The organism is Sphaerisporangium rhizosphaerae (assembly GCF_042665155.1).
In the GTDB taxonomy this organism is placed as follows: domain Bacteria; phylum Actinomycetota; class Actinomycetes; order Streptosporangiales; family Streptosporangiaceae; genus Sphaerisporangium; species Sphaerisporangium rhizosphaerae.
The window spans coordinates 127952-148112 of sequence record NZ_JBHTCG010000009.1; the positions used below are offsets into that span (position 1 = coordinate 127952).

Annotated in this window: 17 protein-coding genes; 9 read left to right on the forward strand and 8 right to left on the reverse strand. The window is 73.4% G+C overall.

The genetic code is table 11. The annotated features are described in order from the left end of the window. Window positions 1-53 precede the first annotated feature (53 nt). On the reverse strand, window positions 54-1352 hold the full coding sequence (locus ACFQSB_RS16030) for a right-handed parallel beta-helix repeat-containing protein (RefSeq protein ID WP_380827288.1): 1299 nt from the start codon (window positions 1350-1352) through the stop codon (window positions 54-56). A gap of 345 nt (window positions 1353-1697) precedes the next feature. Between ACFQSB_RS16030 and ACFQSB_RS16035 the strand changes: the two genes are divergently transcribed. The 3 genes from ACFQSB_RS16035 (at window position 1698) to ACFQSB_RS16045 (ending at window position 4930) form a co-directional block, all read left to right on the forward strand. Then, complete coding sequence (locus ACFQSB_RS16035) at window positions 1698-2366, forward strand: lytic polysaccharide monooxygenase auxiliary activity family 9 protein (RefSeq protein WP_380827290.1); 669 nt, start codon at window positions 1698-1700, stop codon at window positions 2364-2366. A 420-nt stretch (window positions 2367-2786) separates the two neighbouring features. Then, a complete protein-coding gene (locus ACFQSB_RS16040; protein WP_380827291.1) occupies window positions 2787-4553 on the forward strand; it encodes a PP2C family protein-serine/threonine phosphatase in 1767 nt (588 codons plus the stop codon). After that, window positions 4553-4930, forward strand: coding sequence for an anti-sigma factor antagonist (locus tag ACFQSB_RS16045; protein ID WP_380827293.1), 378 nt, complete (start codon window positions 4553-4555; stop codon window positions 4928-4930). The genes ACFQSB_RS16040 and ACFQSB_RS16045 overlap by 1 nt, the downstream gene beginning before the upstream one ends. A gap of 97 nt (window positions 4931-5027) precedes the next feature. Here ACFQSB_RS16045 and ACFQSB_RS16050 read toward each other — a convergent pair whose 3' ends face one another. From ACFQSB_RS16050 to ACFQSB_RS16060, 3 genes are all read right to left on the reverse strand, one after another. Continuing rightward, complete coding sequence (locus ACFQSB_RS16050) at window positions 5028-5777, reverse strand: lysophospholipid acyltransferase family protein (RefSeq protein WP_380827294.1); 750 nt, start codon at window positions 5775-5777, stop codon at window positions 5028-5030. Window positions 5778-5889: 112 nt separating this feature from the next. Further along, the gene (locus ACFQSB_RS16055) at window positions 5890-7644 is read right to left on the reverse strand and encodes a thiamine pyrophosphate-binding protein (protein WP_380827296.1); all 1755 of its coding nucleotides are present in this window, start codon (window positions 7642-7644) and stop codon (window positions 5890-5892) included. Then, the gene (locus ACFQSB_RS16060; protein ID WP_380827298.1) at window positions 7641-8414 is read right to left on the reverse strand and encodes a cyclase family protein; all 774 of its coding nucleotides are present in this window, start codon (window positions 8412-8414) and stop codon (window positions 7641-7643) included. The genes ACFQSB_RS16055 and ACFQSB_RS16060 overlap by 4 nt, the downstream gene beginning before the upstream one ends. Before the next feature lie 163 nt (window positions 8415-8577). Between ACFQSB_RS16060 and dhaK the strand changes: the two genes are divergently transcribed. From dhaK to dhaM, 3 genes are read left to right on the forward strand one after another with little or no spacing between them, the layout of a single operon-like run. Beyond that, window positions 8578-9570 carry a dihydroxyacetone kinase subunit DhaK gene (gene dhaK, locus ACFQSB_RS16065; protein WP_380827299.1) on the forward strand — a complete coding sequence of 331 codons (993 nt, stop codon included), beginning with the start codon at window positions 8578-8580 and terminating at the stop codon, window positions 9568-9570. A 3-nt stretch (window positions 9571-9573) separates the two neighbouring features. Next, window positions 9574-10305, forward strand: coding sequence for a DAK2 domain-containing protein (locus ACFQSB_RS16070; protein ID WP_380827300.1), 732 nt, complete (start codon window positions 9574-9576; stop codon window positions 10303-10305). A 3-nt stretch (window positions 10306-10308) separates the two neighbouring features. Then, window positions 10309-10701: a dihydroxyacetone kinase phosphoryl donor subunit DhaM gene (dhaM, locus tag ACFQSB_RS16075; protein ID WP_354846254.1), complete on the forward strand. Its 393-nt coding sequence runs from the start codon at window positions 10309-10311 to the stop codon at window positions 10699-10701. Between the two features lie 59 nt (window positions 10702-10760). Here dhaM and ACFQSB_RS16080 read toward each other — a convergent pair whose 3' ends face one another. Next, entirely contained in the window at window positions 10761-11114 is a 354-nt protein-coding gene (locus tag ACFQSB_RS16080) for a DoxX family protein (RefSeq protein ID WP_354846252.1), read from the reverse strand. A gap of 96 nt (window positions 11115-11210) precedes the next feature. Here ACFQSB_RS16080 and ACFQSB_RS16085 point away from each other — a divergent pair, with 96 nt between their 5' ends. Together ACFQSB_RS16085 and ACFQSB_RS16090 are read left to right on the forward strand one after the other, a co-directional pair. After that, a complete protein-coding gene (locus ACFQSB_RS16085; RefSeq protein ID WP_380827301.1) occupies window positions 11211-11558 on the forward strand; it encodes a winged helix-turn-helix transcriptional regulator in 348 nt (115 codons plus the stop codon). A gap of 849 nt (window positions 11559-12407) precedes the next feature. Further along, the gene (locus ACFQSB_RS16090) at window positions 12408-14249 is read left to right on the forward strand and encodes a beta-ketoacyl synthase N-terminal-like domain-containing protein (protein WP_380827302.1); all 1842 of its coding nucleotides are present in this window, start codon (window positions 12408-12410) and stop codon (window positions 14247-14249) included. Window positions 14250-14404: 155 nt separating this feature from the next. Here ACFQSB_RS16090 and ACFQSB_RS16095 read toward each other — a convergent pair whose 3' ends face one another. The 3 genes from ACFQSB_RS16095 to ACFQSB_RS16105 form a co-directional block, all read right to left on the reverse strand. After that, window positions 14405-16261 (reverse strand): acyclic terpene utilization AtuA family protein, encoded by a 1857-nt coding sequence (locus tag ACFQSB_RS16095; RefSeq protein ID WP_380827304.1) that lies wholly within the window; start codon window positions 16259-16261, stop codon window positions 14405-14407. A gap of 131 nt (window positions 16262-16392) precedes the next feature. Continuing rightward, window positions 16393-18624 (reverse strand): catalase/peroxidase HPI, encoded by a 2232-nt coding sequence (gene katG, locus ACFQSB_RS16100; protein WP_380827306.1) that lies wholly within the window; start codon window positions 18622-18624, stop codon window positions 16393-16395. A 35-nt stretch (window positions 18625-18659) separates the two neighbouring features. Next, window positions 18660-19064, reverse strand: a complete 405-nt coding sequence (locus tag ACFQSB_RS16105; protein ID WP_354846515.1) for a Fur family transcriptional regulator — start codon at window positions 19062-19064, stop codon at window positions 18660-18662. Window positions 19065-19406: 342 nt separating this feature from the next. Here ACFQSB_RS16105 and ACFQSB_RS16110 point away from each other — a divergent pair, with 342 nt between their 5' ends. After that, complete coding sequence (locus ACFQSB_RS16110) at window positions 19407-20132, forward strand: GntR family transcriptional regulator (protein WP_380827307.1); 726 nt, start codon at window positions 19407-19409, stop codon at window positions 20130-20132. Window positions 20133-20161: the final 29 nt, after the last annotated feature.

Sequence of the window (20161 nt, forward strand, 5' to 3'; positions counted from 1 at the left end):
GCCGCTCCTGACCCTCCCGGCGCGGGCCGGGAGGGCCGGCGTCGATGGGCCGGTCAGTACCCGTGCGACAGACGTACGCCGGGGCCGGTGACGCGTGGGTCGTCGATGTTGTCGACCAGGTTTCCGCTGGTGACGACGGACATGCCCTCGCCCTGGCCCTTCTTGAACAGCATGCCGGTCTCGCGCTTGACGCCCTGGCCGAGGATGGTGTTGCCGGTCACCGCGGCGTGCCCGGTGCCGTAGTTGACCTCGTCGAGCGCGAGGTAGACGTACTTGGCGTCCCGGGGCGGCGCGCCGGTGAGCCGGCGGGCGCGGGGGAAGGGCCCGATGCCGAGCTTGCGCGCCTTGCCGTAGGTGGCCAGCACGTCCGGCGGCGGCAGGAAGCGGTGGACGCGATTGCCGGTGACGGTCGTCGCGGCCTCGCCCTGCAGGTCGCAGCGGATGCCGTAGTAGGTCTGGCCGGCCGTCCCCTCGGCGCCGAAGTCCTCGATGTAGTTGTTCTGGATCGAGGTGCCGAAGCAGCGGTGGGCGTCGATCGCGTGCTTGGGGGTGGCGTAAAGATGCAGGTCGCTGAAGGTCCACCCGGCCGCGTTGTCGGACTCGATGGCGCTCGCGCCGCTGAAGCCGATCCAGGAGCGCTGGAAGGTCCAGTCGGTGACGGAGTTGCCGGGGTCCACCACCCGCAGGCCCGCGCCGCCCGACCCTTCGATGTCGGCGTCGCTGATGATGCTGTTCACCATCGTGTTCTGCAGCAGGGTTCCGTTCTTGGAGGGGTTGCTGATGCGGATGCCGTCGGAGGGCGCGCCGTAGACGTCCACGTCGTAGATCCTGGCGTTCCACGACCGCAGCATGAGACCGACGGTCCCGGTGTTGTTGTCCCGGTTCCCGTCGAGGGTGAGCCGCTCGACGCGCACGGTGTCGGAGCTGTACTCGGCGTCGTTCACCCAGGACTCCGAGGCGAGCATGGCGGGCAGGTTCGCGCCGTCGGCCTGCTTGATGACCGTGCCGGCCTTGCCGTCGCCGCGGTAGGTGCGGCGGTCCAGGAGGGTGATGGTCGCGTTGATCAGGCACGGGCCCTTGAAGACGACCTCGTCGCCGTCGTGGGAGCCGTCGATCGCGGCCTGCATGACCGCGGCGTCCTGGCCGGCCGCGGCGCAGGTCACCTCCACGCGGGCGGCGGAGGCGGGAGCGGTCGGCAGGAAGGCCGCGACACCGGTCGCGGCCAGGGCGAGGGCGGCGGCGCCCGCCAGAGAGCGGGCGCGCGGCCGGGCGCCGGGCAGGAGTCGTGAGCCGGTCAGCGACCGGAGTCGTAAGCGGGCCGCCGGGCGGTGTGGCGCGTTGGTGGAAGACACTTCCGTCCCCTTCGGAGTTCCGGTGGAGGTTCGTGGAGGCACGCGGCGCGACAATTTCCCCGTATCCCCGCATGCCGGGATCATCATGACAGCTACCGAAAACAACCGACGATCTTCACCGGCCCGGCGGCGGTGGCGCCCCGGCCCGCGTCGGCGGCGGGAAGCAGGCCCCATGAGCTGCGGAAAGTCCACCGCGTCGTATGAATGCGATATGTCGCGGCTACTGAAACTTTCAACTCTGTGGCGTAATGTTTCATTACTCGAGCCTGTCAGGTAATATCCCCTTAACATATGGGAGCGCTCCCACCCACCGGAACCCCCCACCGGAAGACGGAGAACGCAACGATGCAACGTCCTGACCTGGCGCGGCACCCTCGCTGGACGATCCGTGCCCTCGCCCTGCTGACCGTGGCCGTCCTCGCCCTGGTCCCCTGGTTCGACACCGCCTCCGCACACGGGTCGGTCATCGACCCCGCCTCCCGCAACTACGGCTGCTGGCAACGCTGGGGCAACGACTTCCAGAACCCCGCCATGGCGCAGCAGGACCCCATGTGCTGGCAGGCCTGGCAGGCCAACCCCAACGCCATGTGGAACTGGAACGGGCTCTACCGCAACGGCGCCGCCGGCAACTTCCAGGCCGTGATCCCCAACGGGCAGCTGTGCAGCGGCGGCCACACCGAAGGCGGCCGGTACAACTCGATGGACGCCGTGGGCGCGTGGAAGACCACCAACATCTCCAACACCTTCACCATCAAGCTGTACGACCAGGCGAGCCACGGCGCCGACTACTTCAAGGTCTACATCACCAAGCAGGGCTTCGACCCGAGCACGCAGCAACTCGGATGGAACAACCTGGACCTGGTGACCACCACCGGCAGGTACGGCCAGAGCCAGAACTACTCGATCAACGTCAGCACCTCCGGGCACCGCGGTCGCGCGGTCGTCTACACCATCTGGCAGGCCTCGCACATGGACCAGGCGTACTTCATCTGCAGTGACGTGAACTTCGTCTGACCCGCCGCACCGGATCCGGCAGGCCCCGACGCCCGACCGCCGGACCACCTCTCCGCCCCGACCGCTCCGCCGGACGCCGCCGCGTCCGGCGGAGCTCGCGTCCGGGGGTCGCCCGCCACCGCGTTCCGCGCGTTAGGCTGGGCCCGCACCCCCGTGCCCTGGCGCGACACCCTGCCCCCGTGAAGGCGGCCAGCGACCCTTCACCCGAAACGCATCGTGAGCGCCGCAGGCTCCGGCCGACGCCCGCGAAGCCGCGTTACACCCGGATGAAGTGCCGGCGGGTGTCTCGAGTCGCGGGCTTCGGAGAGTGGGCAGGGCGTTGGTAAAGTCACTGGGTAGCCGTTCCGCGTCCTGGAGCGCCGTCCTGCCGAGGCGGGCTCCACGGCCGCCGGGCGGCGCGTGCCCTGGGGAAGGTGGCTGATGGGGACGGACGGCGGCGAGCGCGGGCGGCGATTCACCCCCGTGACCACCTCGTCGGACGGCGCGGGACCGCCGCACACCGGCTCCGACGGCGCCGGAGCGCGGCACACCGGCCCGATCACCGGCCTGGACGGCGCGGGACCACACACGGGGCCGGACGGCGTAGGACCGCACACCGGCCTGGACGGCGCCGGACCGCACACCGGCTCGGACGGCCAAGGACCGCGTACCGGCTCGGACGGCGTGGGATCGCGTACCGGCTCGGACGCCTTGATCCAGGCCGTGCTGAACGGCGTCCCCTCCCAGACCGCCTGGTACACCCCGATCCGCGACCAGGCGGGGGCGATCGTCGACTTCGAGATCCGCGCGGCCGCCCCGCAGGCCAAGGACGTGTACGGGCGCGTCGGCAAGGAGCTCGTCGGCCTGCGCACGGTCGCCTCCTATCCGGCCGTCGCCGGCAGCCCGCTGTGGGAGGGCTACCTGCGGGCGATGGAGACCGGCGGCCCGGAGGAGATCGCCCGGTACGTGCACGTGGACACCGTCGAGGGCGTGCCGCACCGGTCCAGCTTCACGGTGAATGCGACGCGCGTCGCCGGAGGGCTGCTGGCCTCATGGGTGCGGGACGACGACGAGCAGCGGCTGTTCGCCCGCCTCGCCCACACCGAGCGCCTCGGGCACCTCGGATGGGGCTACTGGAACATGGAGACCGGCGACATCGAGTGGTCGCACCAGATGTACGCCATCCACGGCCGCGACCCGGACGACGGGCCGCTCGACCTGCGCGGCTACGCGGCCATCACGCACGCCGAGGACCAGCCGGTGCTCCACCACGCGCTGGCCACCATCACCAACGCCGCGGGCCCCCACGAGTTCGAGATCCGCGTGTACGTCGGCGACGCGCTGCGCCACCTGCGCATCGTGGGCGAGGCCGGCCGGGACGGCTCGGGGCAGGCCGTCGAGGTCCACGGCGTGGCTCAGGACGTCACCGAATGGCGGTACGCGCACGACCAGCTGGCCCAGACCCGGCGGCGGCTGGAAGAGGAACTGCGGCTCACCGCAGAGCTACAGCACATCATCATGCCGGTGCAGGAGAGCCTGATCCACCTGCCGGGACTGCGGGTCGGCGTGCGCTACGACGCCGCCCAGACGGCTCTGCTCGGCGGCGACTGGTACCAGGCGATGCCGCTGAGCGGCGACCAGGCGCTGCTGGCCGTCGGCGACGTCGCCGGGAGCGGGCTGCCGGCCGCGTCGGCGATGGCGAAGCTGCGGCACGCGATCACCGGGCTGGCGTTCGCCGACCACGACCCCGACCGCATCCTCGGGGCGCTGAACCGCCTGCTGCGCGCGGTGCGCCCTGACGTGCTGGCCACCGCCGTGGTCGGCCGGTTCGACCGGCGCGACCGCACGCTGACCTTCACCCACGCCGGCCACCCGCCGATGCTGCTGGTGCGCGGGAGCACCGTGCACCGGGTGCTGCATCCCGGAGTGCTCCTCGGGGTCTTCGACGACGCCGGTTATACTCACGCCGGCATACGACTGGAACCCGACGACCTTCTGGTGATGTACACCGACGGTCTGATCGAGAGGCCCGGTCGTGACCTCTATGAGGGGTTGGACATCTTGGCGGCGACCATCGCCGAGGTGATGCGCTCCGGGCCCCCGGACCGCCTGTCCGCCGTCATGGAGGCTCTGGTGCCCAGCAACACCAGCGACGACACCTGCATCCTCGTCGCGCACGTGACGCCGAACGTCCAGGAGAGCACCTGATGTCCGATCTGCACGTCTCCACCGATGCCGCCCAGTTCGCGGCCGAACGCCGCGGCGCCGTCGGACTGGTGACGCTCAAGGGCACCCTGGACTACACCGTCCGGCTGACCTTCGAGGACTTCCTCGACCAGGCGTTCACCCGGTGCGGGCCCGACCTGGTCATCGACCTGCTCGACCTGGACCTGCTCGACTCGCGGTCCACCGGCCTGCTCGTCAACTGCTGGAAGCGGTCGGTGGAGGCGGACGGATGGCTGGCGCTGGCCGCGGTCCAGCGCAGCGCGGCGCGCGTGCTGTGGATCACCGGCCTGGCCGCCCGCATCCCCGTCTACCCGACCGTCGAGGAGGCCCTGGCCGCCGCTCCCGCCACCGGCGGCTGACGCCGTCGCGCGGAGTTTCGCGGCCCGCGCGTCACGCCCTCGTCGTACGGGAGCCCCGTGGCCGGCGTCCGCGACAGGACTCGCTCGGCGTCCGCGGTCAGCGCCGGCGACGGGACTCGCGCTCGGCGGCGTCCAGGGCGGCGGCCTGCTCGGGGGTCGGGGCCGCGCCGCCGAGGTGGGCGGGCTGCCACCACGCGCCGGCGGCGTCCGCGACGCCGGGGTAGGCCCGCTGCACGCCGTCGAGCCGCCGCTCCATCGTGGCCCGCAGGGCGGCCGTCAACTCCTCGGTGTCCTGGCCGGGCTTGGGGTACAGCGGCTCGCCGATGTCGATGGTGACCGGGATGTGCCGCTGGGTGAGGCGCTTCGGCCGGCCCTTGGTCCACATGCGCTGCGTGCCCCACAGAGTGACCGGGATCAGCGGCACCTCGGCCTCGGCCGCCATGCGCACGGCGCCGTTCTTGATCTGCTCGACGGTGAAGGAGCGGCTGATGGTGGCCTCGGCGAAGACGCCGACGACCTCCCCCGCCCGCAGGCGCGCGACGGCCTGGCCGTAGGCCCCCGCGCCCGCCGAGCGGTCGACCGGGATGTGGCGCATCGCGCGCATCAGCGGACCGGAGACGGGATGGGCGAAGACCTCCTTCTTGGCCATGAACCGGGTGAGCCGCCCGGCGGGCAGGGCGCCGTAGCCGACGAAGAGGAAGTCGAGGTAGCTGATGTGGTTGCTCACCAGGACCGCTCCCCCGCTCGCCGGGACGTGCTCGGCCCCTCTCACGTCGATGCGCACGTCGAGCGCCTTGAACAGCCCGCGCGCGGTCGTGATCACCAGGGGGTACACGATCTCAGCCATGCCTGCACCGTAACCTACGGACGGGTAACCTGCGGTGCCGGCGGGACGGCGGCGCCCGCCCGGCGCCCGGCCGACGCCCGGCCGGCGCGGGCGCAAGCCGTCCGGGGCCGGGTCAGTGGCCGCGGAAGGCCTCCTCCAGCCACCACGAGCCACGGTCGGCGGTGATCTTGGCGTGGACGAGCAGCGGGCGGTCGCGCTGGCCGTCCAGCCAGCGCGACACCCCGGCCAGGCCTGCGGGCTCCCGCACGGTCACCGTGTCCCAGCCGTACCCGCGGGCGACGGCGGCGATGTCGCACGGCGGGAACCGCACCCGGTCCAGGGCGTGCCCCTGCGGGCCGAAGTGGTGGACCTCGGCGCCGTAGGCCTCGTCGTCGTACACCACGACCACCATGGGCAGGCCCAGCCGGACGACGGTCTCCAGCTCGGCGACGCCCATCAGCGCGCCGCCGTCGCCGAGCGCCGCGACGGGAAGCAGGTCGGGACGGGCCAGCGCGGCGCCCACCGCCGTCGCGAGGCCCAGCCCGACCGACTGGAACGCCTGGGTGAAGCAGAAGGCGTTCTCGTCGGGCACCGACAGGTACATCGACGGGTAGCCCATGAAGTTGCCGGAGTCGACGGAGACGAGCCGCCCGGCGGGCAGCAGGTCGTCAAGGGCGATCGACAGCGTGCGCGGGTCGATGCGGCCGCCGCCCGAGCCGTCGGGGTACGGGACGTCCCGCCAGGCGACCTCGCGGGCGATCCGCTCGGCCAGGGCAGGGGTGCGCCACCCCTCGCCGCCGGCCCGCGAATCCACGGCCCCGCCGCCGGACCCCGAACCCGGCGTCTCTCCGCGTGCGCGCGAGCCCGGGCCCTCACCGCGGGGGCGGGGCCCGAGGGCCTCGGCGACCGCGCGGGCGGTGGCGGCCACGTCGCCGGCGACGCCGAGGGCGACCGGGCGGTGCGCGCCGATGGCGTCGTGGTCGAGGTCGACCTGGACGACGGTCGCGGAGGGCCCGATGAGCGCGCCGTGCCGCGTGGTCCACATGTTCAGCCCGCACCCCCAGCCGACGACCACGTCGGAGTCGCGGATCAGCTCGGCGGCGAGCGGCGAGGCGAACCCGCCGCTGACGTCCAGGCTCCACGGGTTCCCGACGAACAGGCCGCGGGCCACGGCCGAGGTGGCGAGCAGCGCGCCGGTGCGTTCGGCCAGCCGTTCCAGCTCGCGCCGAGCCCGCCTCGCCCCGCGTCCGGCGACGAAGACGGGACGGCGGGCCCCGGCGAGCACCTTGGCCAGCTCGGCGGCCGCCTCGGGCGAGGGCCGCGCGCCGTGCTCGCCCGCGCCGTGCTCGCCCGCGCCGTGACGCGGGACCGTGACGCCGTTCCCGGCGGGAGTCTCCACGTCGTCCACCCGCGCGTTCTGCAGGCCGAGCGGAAGGTTCAGCAGGACGGTCGCGCGCCGGTCGGCGGCCAGGCGGAAGGCCCGCGCAGTGTCGGCGACGGCGGTGGCGGCCGACTCCACCCGCGCGGGCACGGCTCCGACGGCGGCGGCCAGGGCGCTCTGGTCGATGTGGAAGTTGGAGCGGGGTTCGAGCGCCTCGGCGGCCAGGACGAGCAGCGGGGTTCGGCTCTTGGCCGCCTCGGTGATGCCGGTCATCGCGTTGGTCAGCCCCGGCCCCTGGTGCACGCTGAGGACACCGACGGTGCCGCTCATGCGGGCGTAGGCGTCGGCCATGGTGGCCGCGCCGCCCTCGTGGCGGGCGGCGACGAACCGCACGCCGTGCTCGGCCAGCGCGTTGACCAGGTGGAAGTTGCCGCTGCCGACCAGCCCGAAGGCGGTGCGGACGCCGAGCTCCGCGAGGGCGCGGCCGACGGCGCGAGCGACGGTCATCGCTCGACGAGCGCCAGGACGCGCACGGGGCTGCCCGAGCCGCCGACGATGGGCAGCGGCGGGGCCAGGACGACCGATCCGGTGACCGGGAGCCGGTCGAGGTTGCGGAGCTGGGTCAGCCCGTACTTCCCGGCGCCGAGCATGAACGAGTGGCAGGGGAAGGCCGGTTCGAAGGAGTGCCCGGCCCCGGCGTCGGTGCCGACGGTCTCCACGCCGATGCCGCGGATCGGGGTCTCCTCGGCCAGCCAACGCGCGCACTGCGCCGAGATGCCCGGGGTGTGCGAGCCGGTCTCGTCGGCGTTGAGGAACTCCGCCTGGTCGCCCGCGCGGGAGTCCCAGCCGGTGCGGTAGAGCAGCCAGCCGCCGTCGGGCAGCGCCCCGTTGGCCTTCTCCCACTCTTTGACGTGCTCGATCTGGAGCAGGAAGTCGTGGTCGGCCGCGGCGTGGGCGGCGAAGTCCAGGACGACGGCGGGGCCGATCAGGCTCGGCGGCGGCACCTGCGCGACGTCCTCGCCCTCGCGGCCGGTGACCCAGTGGATCGGGGCGTCGAAGTGCGTGCCGACGTGCTCGCCGGTCACGATGTCGTTCCAGTACCAGGCGGGGCCGCGGTCGTCGTACCGGCTGATCTCGGTGAGCCGGAAGGGGGCGGTGTTGGCGAACGGCTCGGGCAGCATGAGGACCGGGGTGTCGGAGCTCAGTGGAGCGGTGAGGTCGACCACCTCGATGGCCCCGGTCCGGATCCCCTCGACGAGACTGCTCAACACCGACATCCTTGCCTCCCGCTCGTGACCGTAGGAACCGATACTCCTCCCTCCGGCCGCTCCGCGTCATCACCCGCGGCGCGGTCCGCGCCGGATCGCCCGGCGCTTGCCGGATGCCGCGAACGGGGAGAGATTTGCCGAAAGACCACCAACGCGAGTCGAAGGCCGGGTCATGAAGAAGCTCATCAACAGCACCGACTCCGTCGTCACCGACGCGCTCGCCGGGATGGCCGCGGCCCACCCCGACCTGCGGGTCGACCTGGCGCACAAGGTCGTGTACCGCCGGGCGGCGCCCACGCCGGGCAAGGTGGGGCTGGTCTCGGGCGGCGGCTCGGGCCACGAGCCGCTGCACGCGGGCTTCGTCGGCCACGGCATGCTGGACGCCGCGTGCCCGGGAGAGATCTTCACCTCCCCCGTCCCCGACCAGGTCATCGAGGCCTCGCACGGCGTGGACGGCGGTGCGGGGGTGCTGCACATCGTCAAGAACTACACCGGCGACGTGATGAACTTCGAGATGGCCGCCGAGGTGTGCGCGGAGGAGGGCGTCGAGGTCGGCACCGTCCTGGTCAACGACGACGTCGCCGTCAAGGACTCCCTCTACACCGCCGGGCGCCGCGGCACGGGCGCCACCGTCTTCGTCGAGAAGATGACCGGGGCGCTCGCCGAGACCGGGGCCCCGCTGGGCGAGGTGGCGAAGCTCGGCGGGCGGGTGAACGCGCGCAGCCGGTCGTTCGGCGTCGCGCTGTCGTCCTGCACCGTCCCGGCGGCGGGCGGGCCGACCTTCGACCTGGGGGACGCCGAGGTGGAGCTGGGCATCGGCATCCACGGCGAACCGGGCAGGACGCGCGCGCCCGCTGCCCCGGCGCGCGAACTCACCCGCGTCGCCATGGACGCAGTCCACGACGACCTGCCATTGTCCGGAGAGGTCCTGGTGATGGTCAACGGCATGGGCGGCACCCCGCTCGTGGAGCTGTACGTCGTGTTCGCCGAGGTCGCCGCCTACCTGCGCGAGAAGGGGGCCGTTCCGGCGCGCAGCCTGGTCGGCAACTACGTCACCAGCCTGGACATGCAGGGCTTCTCGGTCACCGTGTGCCTGCTGACCGACCAACTGACCCAGTTGTGGGACGCTCCGGTGCAGACCCCGTCCCTGCGCTGGGGCCGCTGACCCATGGACGCCCGGTTCTTCACCGCCTGGGTCGAGGAGACGGCTCGTGCCGTCGCCGCCGGCCGTGACCGCCTGACGCGGCTCGACGCCGCGATCGGCGACGCCGACCACGGGACCAACCTGGACCGCGGCTTCACCGCCGTCCGCGAGGCGCTGTCCGCCGCGTTCCCCGGCACCCCCGGAGCCGTTCTCACCCTGACCGGCACGACCCTCATCCGCAAGGTCGGCGGCGCCTCCGGCCCGCTGTACGGCACCGTCTTCCGGCGGATGGGCGCCGTCCTCACCGCCGCGCGGCGCGAAGGGCCGGGCGAGCCGGCGGGTCACGGCCCGGCGGGGTGGTCGTCACCGCCGGGCGCCGGGTACCGGCCCGAGGCACCCGAGGACCCCGAGGAGGAGGTCACGGTGACGCTCGCCGATCTCGCCGCCGCGTTCGAGGCGGGGCTGGCCGGGGTGCGCAAGCTCGGCGGCGCGCAGGAGGGCGACAAGACCATGGTCGACGCCCTGGCGCCCGCCACCCGTGCCCTCTCCGGCGCCGTGCGCGCCGGCCGCGGAGCGCGGGAGGTGTTCGACGCCGCGCTCGCCGCGGCTCGGGAGGGGGCCGTGGCGACCGTCCCCCTGATGGCGCGCAAGGGGCGGGCCAGCTACCTGGGTGAGCGGAGCATCGGCCACGAGGACCCGGGCGCCGCCTCCACGGTCCTGCTGTTCGCCGCCCTGCGCGCGGCGGCGGGCGGCTGACCGATGAGCATCCCCGAACGGCGGGTCGGCATCGTCCTGGTCTCGCACAGCGACGCCCTGGCCAGGGAGGCGGCGGCGCTTGTGCGGCAGATCGCGGGCGCGCACGCGCGCGTCGCGCCGGCCGGAGGAACCGACGAGGGCGGCTGCGGCACCAGCGCCGACAAGATCGCCGCGGCCGTCGAGGAGGTCGACCAGGGAGCCGGCGTGGTGCTGATCCCCGACCTCGGCAGCTCGGTGCTCACCGCCCGCCTGTTCGAGGAACCCGGCTCGGTGGTCATCGCGGACGTGCCGTTCGTCGAGGGGGCCATCTCCGCCGCCGTCCTGGCCGCCACCGGCGCCCCGCTCGCGGACGTCCTGGCCGCGGCACAGGAGGCGAGGACCTACCGCAAGCTCTGACCGGCGGCGGGCTCTCCCGGCCGGCCGGGGCGACAGGCGCCGGCCGGGAGACCAGGCCGCTAGGCCGCCATCGGCAGCAGGACGGCGAGCACGACCGACAGCAGGCAGAGGACCGCGGCGGGCGCGGTCTTGTCGAACTTGTCGCCCGTCCGCACGTGGACGACCACCGCGCCCGCCATGAGCAGAGCCAGGCCCACGGCGGCGGCGATGCCCAGCGGCACGACCCACAGGCCGATGACCAGACCGGCGGCGCCGGCGACCTCGGGCACTCCGATCAGGCGGTACTTGGGGTAGTCGATGCCGAGGTGCTGCGCGCTCTCCCGCATCGCCGCCGCTCCGGCCAGCTTGGCCACGCCGGAGGCGGCGAAGGTCGCCGCGAGCAGGATGGTGAGGACGATCACGGCGATGTTCATGGGAACGGCTCCAGCTCTGGGAGTTCGAAGATCGGATGAAGTGCAGGAAGAGTATCTGCTTCAGATTTGGAACCCACAAGGGGTTAGACTCCGGACATGGATGCGGACGGGGCGGACCACGTGGTCTGCGATCATCTGTTCCACGTCTTCGCGCTGCTGGGCAAGCGGTGGAACGGCCTGATCATCGGAGCGCTGCTCGGCGGTCCCGCCCGCTTCAGCGAGCTCGAACGGGGCATTTCGGGCATCGGCGGTCCCATGCTGTCGCGCCGGCTGGTCGAGCTCGCCGAGGTCGGCCTGGTCGAACGGCACGTCGAGACCGGCCCGCCGGTCGAGGTGTCCTACCAGCTCACCCCGGCGGGCGAGGGCCTGCGCCCGTCGGTGGAGGAGCTGCGCCGATGGGGAGAGAGGTTCTGCGGCTCACCGCCCCCGCCCGCCTGCTCCTGACCGTTGACGGCGGCCGGCCGGGCGCGCCGATCGCCCGGCGCCCGGAGGCGGGCGCGCCGGCCGCGCTCGCGAAACGCTTCGATACCGCGGAGCGAAACCTTTGCGACGCAGGTGGGAACGGGGAGCTAATCGGCCGCCCGGGCCGCGGCGGGCACGGGGACGACCCCGGACGGCTCCACGTGAACCGGGGCCCAAAACGCCGTGACCGTGTCGCAGGGAATGGCCGATTTCATAACTCGTTGCAAACCCTAACGGCGCCGGCGGCGCCGGCGGCCGGTGGAGGAACGCGACCGGCCCGCCCGGCATTCCCGGACGCCCGTACGCTCCGCCGGGCGCGTACCTCGCATGGGGAGGCGCACGGCGATGCCGCGACAGGCCGCGCCCGAGAACCACGGCGGCACCCCCACCAGGTCCGCGGGCATCACCGTGGCGCTCGCACCGGGTCCGCGAGGATCGCCGTGGCGCCCGCGCCGGATCCGCGGGACGAGCCGTGGCGCCCGCCGCGAACATGAATATTCATCGGGATATCACCACGGATATTCCGGCGTTGATACAAGTGTACCGTGATGGCCGTCTTGACGTATCCGGCGGGCGCATCTTAGAGTTTCGACGGGATTAGGGGCAGGGAATGGGGCTTCCTGCGCACGGGGAATCACCATACGCCGGGCGACCGGCCGCGTACTCGGCACTTCGCGCGCACTGTTCCGGTATTCAATTATTTAATTCCGGCCGTCGCACATGAGAGTGACTCATGACATACTCCGCCGCGTACTTCGCGGGCCCCCGGCCGTTGGCGGCCGGCATCCGCCGCACACCGCACCGCGCCCCGGCCGGTGAGGGGGGGCGCCGATGAACGACCCCATCGCCATCATCGGAATGGGGTTCCGGCCCCCCGGCCCGTCCGGCCCCGGCGACCTGGGAGGGCCGCTCGAAGACGCCCTGGCCACCGCCGTCGAGCCCCCCGGCCCCTCCTCCAGGAACGCGCCAATGCCCGACCGGCTGTACCTCGACACGCACGCGCCCCCCGTCGGCAGGGGCCGCACCCATCTCGGCGTGGGGGGGCCTTTCGCGCGCGCGGACAGCGTGTACGCGGAGGCGAGGAGGCGCAGGCCCGGCAGGAGGGGGCGGCTGCGGGACGCGCGGGGATGGCTCCCGGACGCGGAGGGGCTCCTGTCGCACGCCGACGGGCTCCTCCCCCACGCGCAGAGGCTCTCTCCGGACGCGGACGGCCTCCTCCCGCACGCGGAGGGGCCTGTGCCGGACATGCACGGCTTCGACGCGGTGCTCTTCGGCATGGACGCCGACCAGGCGGCGGGCCTGGACCCGCGCCAGCGCCTGCTGATGATGACCGCGTGGGAGGCGCTGGAGGACGCCGGCCTTCGCCCGAGCCGCGTCGTGGGCGGCCGCACGGCCGTCTTCATCGGAAACGCGCACATGGACGAGCCCGAACGTCCCTCCCGCCCGTCCCGTGCCCCCCTCAGGACGCTCACCCCGCGCGACCACCGCGGCACGCTCTCCCGGCGGTTGTCGGCCACCTTCGGACTGTGCGGGCCGAGCGTGACCCTGGACACCGCCTGCACGTCCTCGCTGACCGCCGTCCACCTGGCCTGCCAGAGCCTGCGCACCGGCGATACCGGCCTGGCGCTCGCGGGCGGGGTCGACCTGCGACCGCTCGCCGACGACGGCGCCTCAGGTCCCTGGGACGCGCTGACGGTCCAGGACGCCCGCCGCGGGTTCGCCCGCGTGCCGGCGCGCGGACGCCGCCAGGGGGACGGCGTCCGGGTCGTCGTGCTCAAGAGGCTCGACCGCGCCCTCGCGGACGGCGACGCGATCCGCGGCGTCATCCTCGGCACGGCGGTCTCCAGCGACGGCGCGACGGACGGGCCCGTGCTCAGGCCGGCCGCGTCCGGCATGATCGACGCGCTCCGCTGGGCGTACCAGGACGCCGGAGCCGACCCCACGGCCGTCGACCGCCGCGAACGGCCGCCGCTCGCGGGAGCGGACGGAGCCGAAGACGGCCCGGGGTACGTACGGGCGGACTCCGGCATGGCCGGGCTGATGAGCACCGTCCTGCGCCTGGAGCAGGAGCCGCGGCAGGACCTGGACCTGGAGTACGGCATGGCGCCGCCGACGCCCGCTTCCGACGGCCCAGGGACGCCCGTCCCGTGGCACCGGCCGGCCGTTCCCGCGTCGCCCGCGCCACACGACCTGCCCGAGGGGGCCGTCGCCAGGGTGAGCGGCACGGGGTTGTCGGCGGTGAACGTGCACGTCGTGCTCGGCCGGGCACCGGCCGCGCCGCCCCGCCGCTCCCCCGCGTCGCGGCGCCACCACCTGTTCACCATGTCCGCCCTCAGCCAGGAGGCGCTGGCCCGGCTGGCCCGCGCCTACCTCGACCTGCTCGAAGGCGACGACGCCCCGCCGCTGAGCGACCTGTGCTACAGCGCGGCCGTCCGCCGCGACCACCACCCGCTCCGGTTCGCCGCGGTCGTGGAGTCGGCGGGAGACCTGCGCGAGGCGCTGGCCGCCTTCCCTCAGCCGGGCCCCTCGACCGGCGCGCCGCTCGACGGCCTCGCCGCCAGGTACCTGCGCGGGGAGGAGCCCACCGACTGGGAGGGCGCCTTCGACGTCGGAGCGGTGTTCGTCCGTCTCCCCCTCTACCCGTGGCGAGCCGCCCCTCACGGGTCCGGCTGACCCGCCACCGCGGCCGGCGCACGCGATCGCGGCGCTTCCGCGATCGCGGCCAAGGGACGGACGCCCTCGCGGACAGGGGCGGACGTCTCTGTGGTCAAGGGCGGGGCATCTGTGGTCAGGGACGGACGCCCCGCGATCAGGGGCGGACGTTCCGGTCAGGGGGCGGACGTCCTCGCGGCCCTGGCGGCGAGGACGGCGGACGGCGGGACCTCGACCAGGCGGGACAGGACGAACTCCCCGAGTGCCTTGGCCTGGGCGTCGAAGCGGCTGGTCGCCGTCGCCCCCTCGCCCAGCAGGCCGTGCACCACGAAGTTCAGCGCCCGCAGGTTGGGCAGCTCGTGGCGGTCGATCGGCAGGCCGGCGGCCTCGGGGAGCAGTTCGCGCAGCCGGTCGACGGTGAGCGCGCGCCGCATCCAGGCGTAGGACTCCTCGTCGCGCGCCCACAGGCCGAGGTTGGCGTTCCCGCCCTTGTCGCCGGACCGCGCGTCGGCCACCTCGCCCAGCGGCACCCGCACCGGGGAGTCGCCCGCGTCCCCCGGCGTCACGGCCGGTCCGCTCGCGGCCGGTCGGCGCACAGCCGGGCCGGTCAGGGCGGGGCCGGTCAGGGCGGGGCCGGTCAGGGCGGGGCCGGTCAGGGCGGGGTCGGCGGTGGGGGGCCAGGGGACGGGCTCGACGGTGCCGTCGGGCAGGACGACGCGGTGGTCGACCTCGCTGATCGGGACGGTCGCCGGCCAGTACGTGCCGTAGCTGCGCGCTCCCTGGGGCGTCCCTGTGGCGTAGAACCCGGGATAGCTGCCGAGTGCGAGCCCGACGACCAGGCCGGAGAACGCCCGTCCGACGGCCTTCTCCTGCGGTCCCTTGACCGCGACGCGCAGCAGGCACGAGGCGGCGTTCTGGTCGGCGGCGTCCGGCGCGGCCGTGCCGACGCGCTGGAAGTCGGCCGAGCACCCCTCGCCCAGCCCCTCCCGCACCGCGCGCTCGGCGAGCGCGGCCTTCTCCTCGATGTGGCGGCCGGTCAGCACGAGGGTGATCTCGTTCTCGTAGCCGCCGAGCGCGGTGATCGCGACCTTGGCGAAGGGCGACGGGGGCGCGCCGCGCGTCCCGCTGATCTCGACGCGGTCCGGGCCGGCCTGCCTCAGCGTCACGGTGTCCAGGAGCGTGGTCACGTCCGGGTTCAGGTACCGGGTGTCCTGGATCTCGTAGACGAGCTGCGCGGTGACCGTGCCGACCGTCACCGCTCCCCCGGTGCCCGGGTGCTTGGTGATGACCGCGCCGCCGTCGGCCGCCACCTCGGCGATCGGGAAGCCGAGACGGGTGAGGCCGGGGAGCTCCAGGAAGGAGGAGTAGTTGCCGCCGGTGGCCTGCGCCCCGCACTCGATGACGTGCCCGGCGGCGACGGCCCCGGCGAGGCGGTCCCAGTCGTCGCGGGCCCAGCCGTGCCACCACGCCGCCGGTCCGGCGGTGAGCGCGGCGTCGCTGACCCGGCCGCAGACGACGATGTCGGCGCCCGCCGAGAGCGCGCGGGCGATGCCCCATCCGCCGAGGTAGGCGTTGGCGGTGAGCGGCGTGAGCCCCGACCCGGCGAGCGGGGTGCCGCGCTCGGCGTGCGCCAGCGGATGGCCGGCGGCCTGCAGCTCGCCGAGCCGGTCCAGCAGGTCGTCCCCGGTGACGCAGGCGACGCGCGGCGACAGACCGGCGGCGTCCGCCAGGGCGGTGAGACGGGCGGCCAGCCCGCGCGGGTTCAGCCCGCCCGCGTTCACGACCACCTTGGTCCCCCGGTCGAGGACCGCGCCGAGGACGGGGGCGAGCTGCGCAGGAAAGCTCGCCGCGTAGCCGGCCTCGGGGTCGCGGGCCCGCCCCTTGGCCAGGACGAGCATCGTCACCTCGGCCAGGTAGTCGCCGGTGACGACGTCCACCTCGCCGCCGGTCACCATCTCGGCGAAGGCCGTGTGCCTGTCCCCGTAGAACCCCGAGGCGTTGGCGATGCGGACCGGCCGGCGCGCGGCGTCCATCGCGCCCTCCTCACCTGCTCACCCGAACGATCTTCCCGCCTACTGTGCCACGCCGGCGGCGTCCGCCGTACAGATCGCCCGGAGGAAACGCGTGCGGGCCGGCCGGAGCCCGGCCGGCCCGCACGTCGCGATCAGACGAGGTCGAACCGGTCGAGGTTGGACACCTTGACCCACGCGGCGACGAAGTCCTTGACGAACTTCTCCTTCGCGTCGTCGCAGGCGTAGACCTCGGCGAGCGCGCGCAGCTCGGAGTTGGACCCGAACACCAGGTCGGCGCGGCTGCCGATCCACTTGACCTGGCCGGTGGCGTCGTCGCGGCCCTCGAAGGTGCCGGCGTCCTCGGCGGTCGCCTTCCACGTCGTGCCCAGGTCGAGCAGGTTGACGAAGAAGTCGTTGGTCAGGGTGCCGGGGGTCCGGGTGAAGACGCCGAGCGGCGACTGCTGGTAGTTCGCGCCCAGGACGCGCAGGCCGCCGACCAGGACGGTCATCTCGGGGGCGCTGAGGGTCAGCAGGTTGGCCCGGTCGAGCAGCAGGTACTCGGCCGGCAGCCGGTTGCCCTTGCCGAGGTAGTTGCGGAAGCCGTCGGCGGACGGCTCGAGCGCGGCGAACGACTCGACGTCGGTCTGCTCCTGCGAGGCGTCCACGCGGCCCGGCGTGAAGGGCACCTCGACGGCGAAGCCGGCGTCCTTGGCGGCCTTCTCGACGGCGGCGGCGCCGGCCAGCACGATGAGGTCGGCGAGCGAGATGCGCTTGCCGCCGGTCTGGGCGGCGTTGAAGGACTCCTGCACGCCCTCCAGGGTGCGCAGCACCGTCGCGAGCTGGTCGGGGTCGTTGACCTCCCAGCCGTTCTGCGGCTCGAGGCGGATGCGCGCGCCGTTGGCGCCGCCGCGCTTGTCGCTGCCGCGGAAGGAGGAGGCCGACGCCCAGGCGGTGGACACCAGCTGCGACACCGGCAGGCCGGAGTCCAGGACGCGGCTCTTGAGGTAGGCGATGTCCTCGGCGTCGACGAGCTCGTGGGTCACCGGGGGCAGCGGGTCCTGCCAGAGCAGCGTCTCCGAGGGGACCTCGGGGCCGAGGTAGCGCACGACCGGGCCCATGTCGCGGTGGGTCAGCTTGAACCACGCGCGGGCGAAGGCGTCGGCGAACTCGCCGGGGTTCTGCAGGAACCGCCGCGAGATCTGCTCGTAGATCGGGTCGACGCGCAGCGCGAGGTCGGTGGTGAGCATCGTCGGGGCGTGCGTCTTCAGCGGGTCGTGGGCGTCGGGCACGGTGCCGGCCCCGGCGCCGTCCTTCGGCTTCCACTGGTGGGCGCCGGCGGGGCTCTTGCTCAGCTCCCACTCGTAGCCGAACAGGATCTCGAAGAAGCTGTTGTCCCAGGTGATCGGGGTGTTGGTCCACGCACCCTCGAGGCCGCTGGTGATCGCGTCGCCGCCCTTGCCGGTGCCGAAGGAGTTCTTCCAGCCGAAGCCCTGGTTCTCCATGGGAGCGGCCTCGGGGTCGGGGCCGACGTGGTCGGCGGGGCCGGCGCCGTGGGTCTTGCCGAAGGTGTGGCCGCCCGCGATGAGGGCGACGGTCTCCTCGTCGTTCATCGCCATCCGGCGGAAGGTCTCACGGATGTCGCGGGCCGAGGCCAGCGGGTCGGGGTTGCCGTTCGGGCCCTCGGGGTTGACGTAGATCAGGCCCATCTGCACCGCGCCGAGCGGGCTCTCGAGCTCGCGGTCGCCGGTGTAGCGCTGGTCGTCCAGCCAGGTGGACTCGGGGCCCCAGTACACGTCCTCCTCGGGCTCCCAGACGTCCTCGCGGCCGCCGGCGTAGCCGAAGGTCGTGAAGCCCATCGACTCAAGGGCGACGTTGCCGGCCAGGATCAGCAGGTCGGCCCACGAGAGCGCCTTGCCGTACTTCTTCTTCACCGGCCACAGCAGGCGGCGGGCCTTGTCGAGGTTGCCGTTGTCAGGCCAGCTGTTGAGCGGGGCGAAGCGCTGCTGCCCGGCGCCGGCGCCGCCGCGGCCGTCGCTGATGCGGTAGGTGCCCGCGCTGTGCCACGCCATGCGCACCATGAACGGGCCGTAGTGGCCGTAGTCGGCCGGCCACCAGTCCTGCGAGGTGGTCAGCACCTGGGCGATGTCCTGCTTCACGGCCGGGAGGTCCAGGGACTTGAACGCCTCGGCGTAGTCGAACTCATCACCGAAGGGGTTGGCCACGGCGGGGTTCTTGGCGAGGATCTTCACATTCAGCCGCTCCGGCCACCACTGGCGGTTTCCGCCGCCCTGGGTCGGGTGCGGGGCGCGCTCGTGCGCGACCGGGCAGCCACCTCCGCCCTCCGCCTTGGCGTCGGTGACGATTGCATCATGGTTCTCGGACATGGAGATCCTTAGGGACTAGGCGAATATCAGGGTGCTCAGGAACTGCGGGCGGTGGAACAGTCGTGGCACAGGCCCCAGTAGGTGACCTCGGCCTCGTCTATCGAGAACGCGTGGTCGTCGGAGGCGGTCAGGCACGGCGCCTCGCCGACCGCGCAGTCGACGTCGGCGACGACGCCGCACGAGCGGCACACGACGTGGTGGTGGTTGTCACCGACGCGCGACTCGTAGCGGGCCACCGAGCCGGACGGCTGGATGCGGCGCACCAGGCCCGCGGCCGTCAGCGCGTGCAGCGAGTCGTACACGGCCTGGTGGGACACCTCGGGGAGGTCACGGCGCACGGCGCGGATGATCGAGTCGGTGTCGGCGTGCGGATGCGCGTACACCGCGCTCAGCACCGCCACCCGTGGACGGGTGACGCGCATCGCCGCGCCGCGCAGCATCCGCTGGTATTCCGAGGTCGTGGCCACCGCAAAAGACTGGCCTATTTTCTTGAATCAGTCAAGAATACGCGCCGCCGAGTCGGACGATGTTCACCCGGCGGACACGCGGAGTCCCCGGGCCGGGAAGGATGAGCGGGTCACCTGGCACGGCGGGAAGATGCGCCGGTCACCCGGCACGGCGGGGAGGGACGGCCGGTGACCGGTGCGAGCACAGGACGCCCCAGCCCCGGAATCCGGTACGTAGCATGCTGCATGTCAACATTCGGGACGGCAAGGGGTGTTCCGGTCATTCAGCGGTAGAGTCCCCCAGGAGTCGAACCACAGCGGAAAGGTCCCCCCTCGGTGCGAACGGTCGGCGGCGCGTCCAGCCTCACGGAGCAGGTGATCGCGGCCGTCCGTGAGGCGATCCACTCCGGCGAGCTCCGTCCCGGCGAGCTGTACTCGGTGTACCAGCTCGCCGCGCAGCTCAACGTCTCCCGCACGCCCGTGCGCGAGGCCATGCTGCGCCTGGCCGAGGCGGGCATGGTCCGCTTCGAGCGCAGCCGGGGCTTTCGCGTGCTGCGGCGCGACCCCAAGGAGATCGCCGAGGTGTTCCAGCTCCGGCTGCTGCTGGAGGTCCCGGCGGCGCGCGTCGCCGCCCGCCGTGCCGGTCCCGAGGTCGTCGAGGGCATGCGTGGCGAGCTGGCGCTGATGCGCGCCGCCGCCGAGCAGGACGACGAGCCGCGTTTCATGCGCCACGACCGCGCCTTCCACGACCTGCTGCTGAACGCCGGCGCCAACCGCAGGCTCGTCGGCATCGTCGGCAACCTGCGCGACGCGACGATGACGCTGGGCGCCTCCACCGTCGAGCGCTCGCGCTCGCTGGTGGACATCGCCGCCGAGCACGAGCCGATCCTGGCCGCGGTGGAGGCCGGCGACGCCGCCGCGGCGGCCGCGGCGATGCGCGCCCACGTCGCGCGCAGCGGCGAGCTGCTGCTGGCGCAGGTCGCGGCCGAGAACGGGGTCGCCGCCGACCCTGAGGACGTCGACCTGATCCGCGCCCCCGGCGTCGCCGAGGCCGAGTCCTAGCACGCCGGCCCGCGGACCGGCGGGCCGCC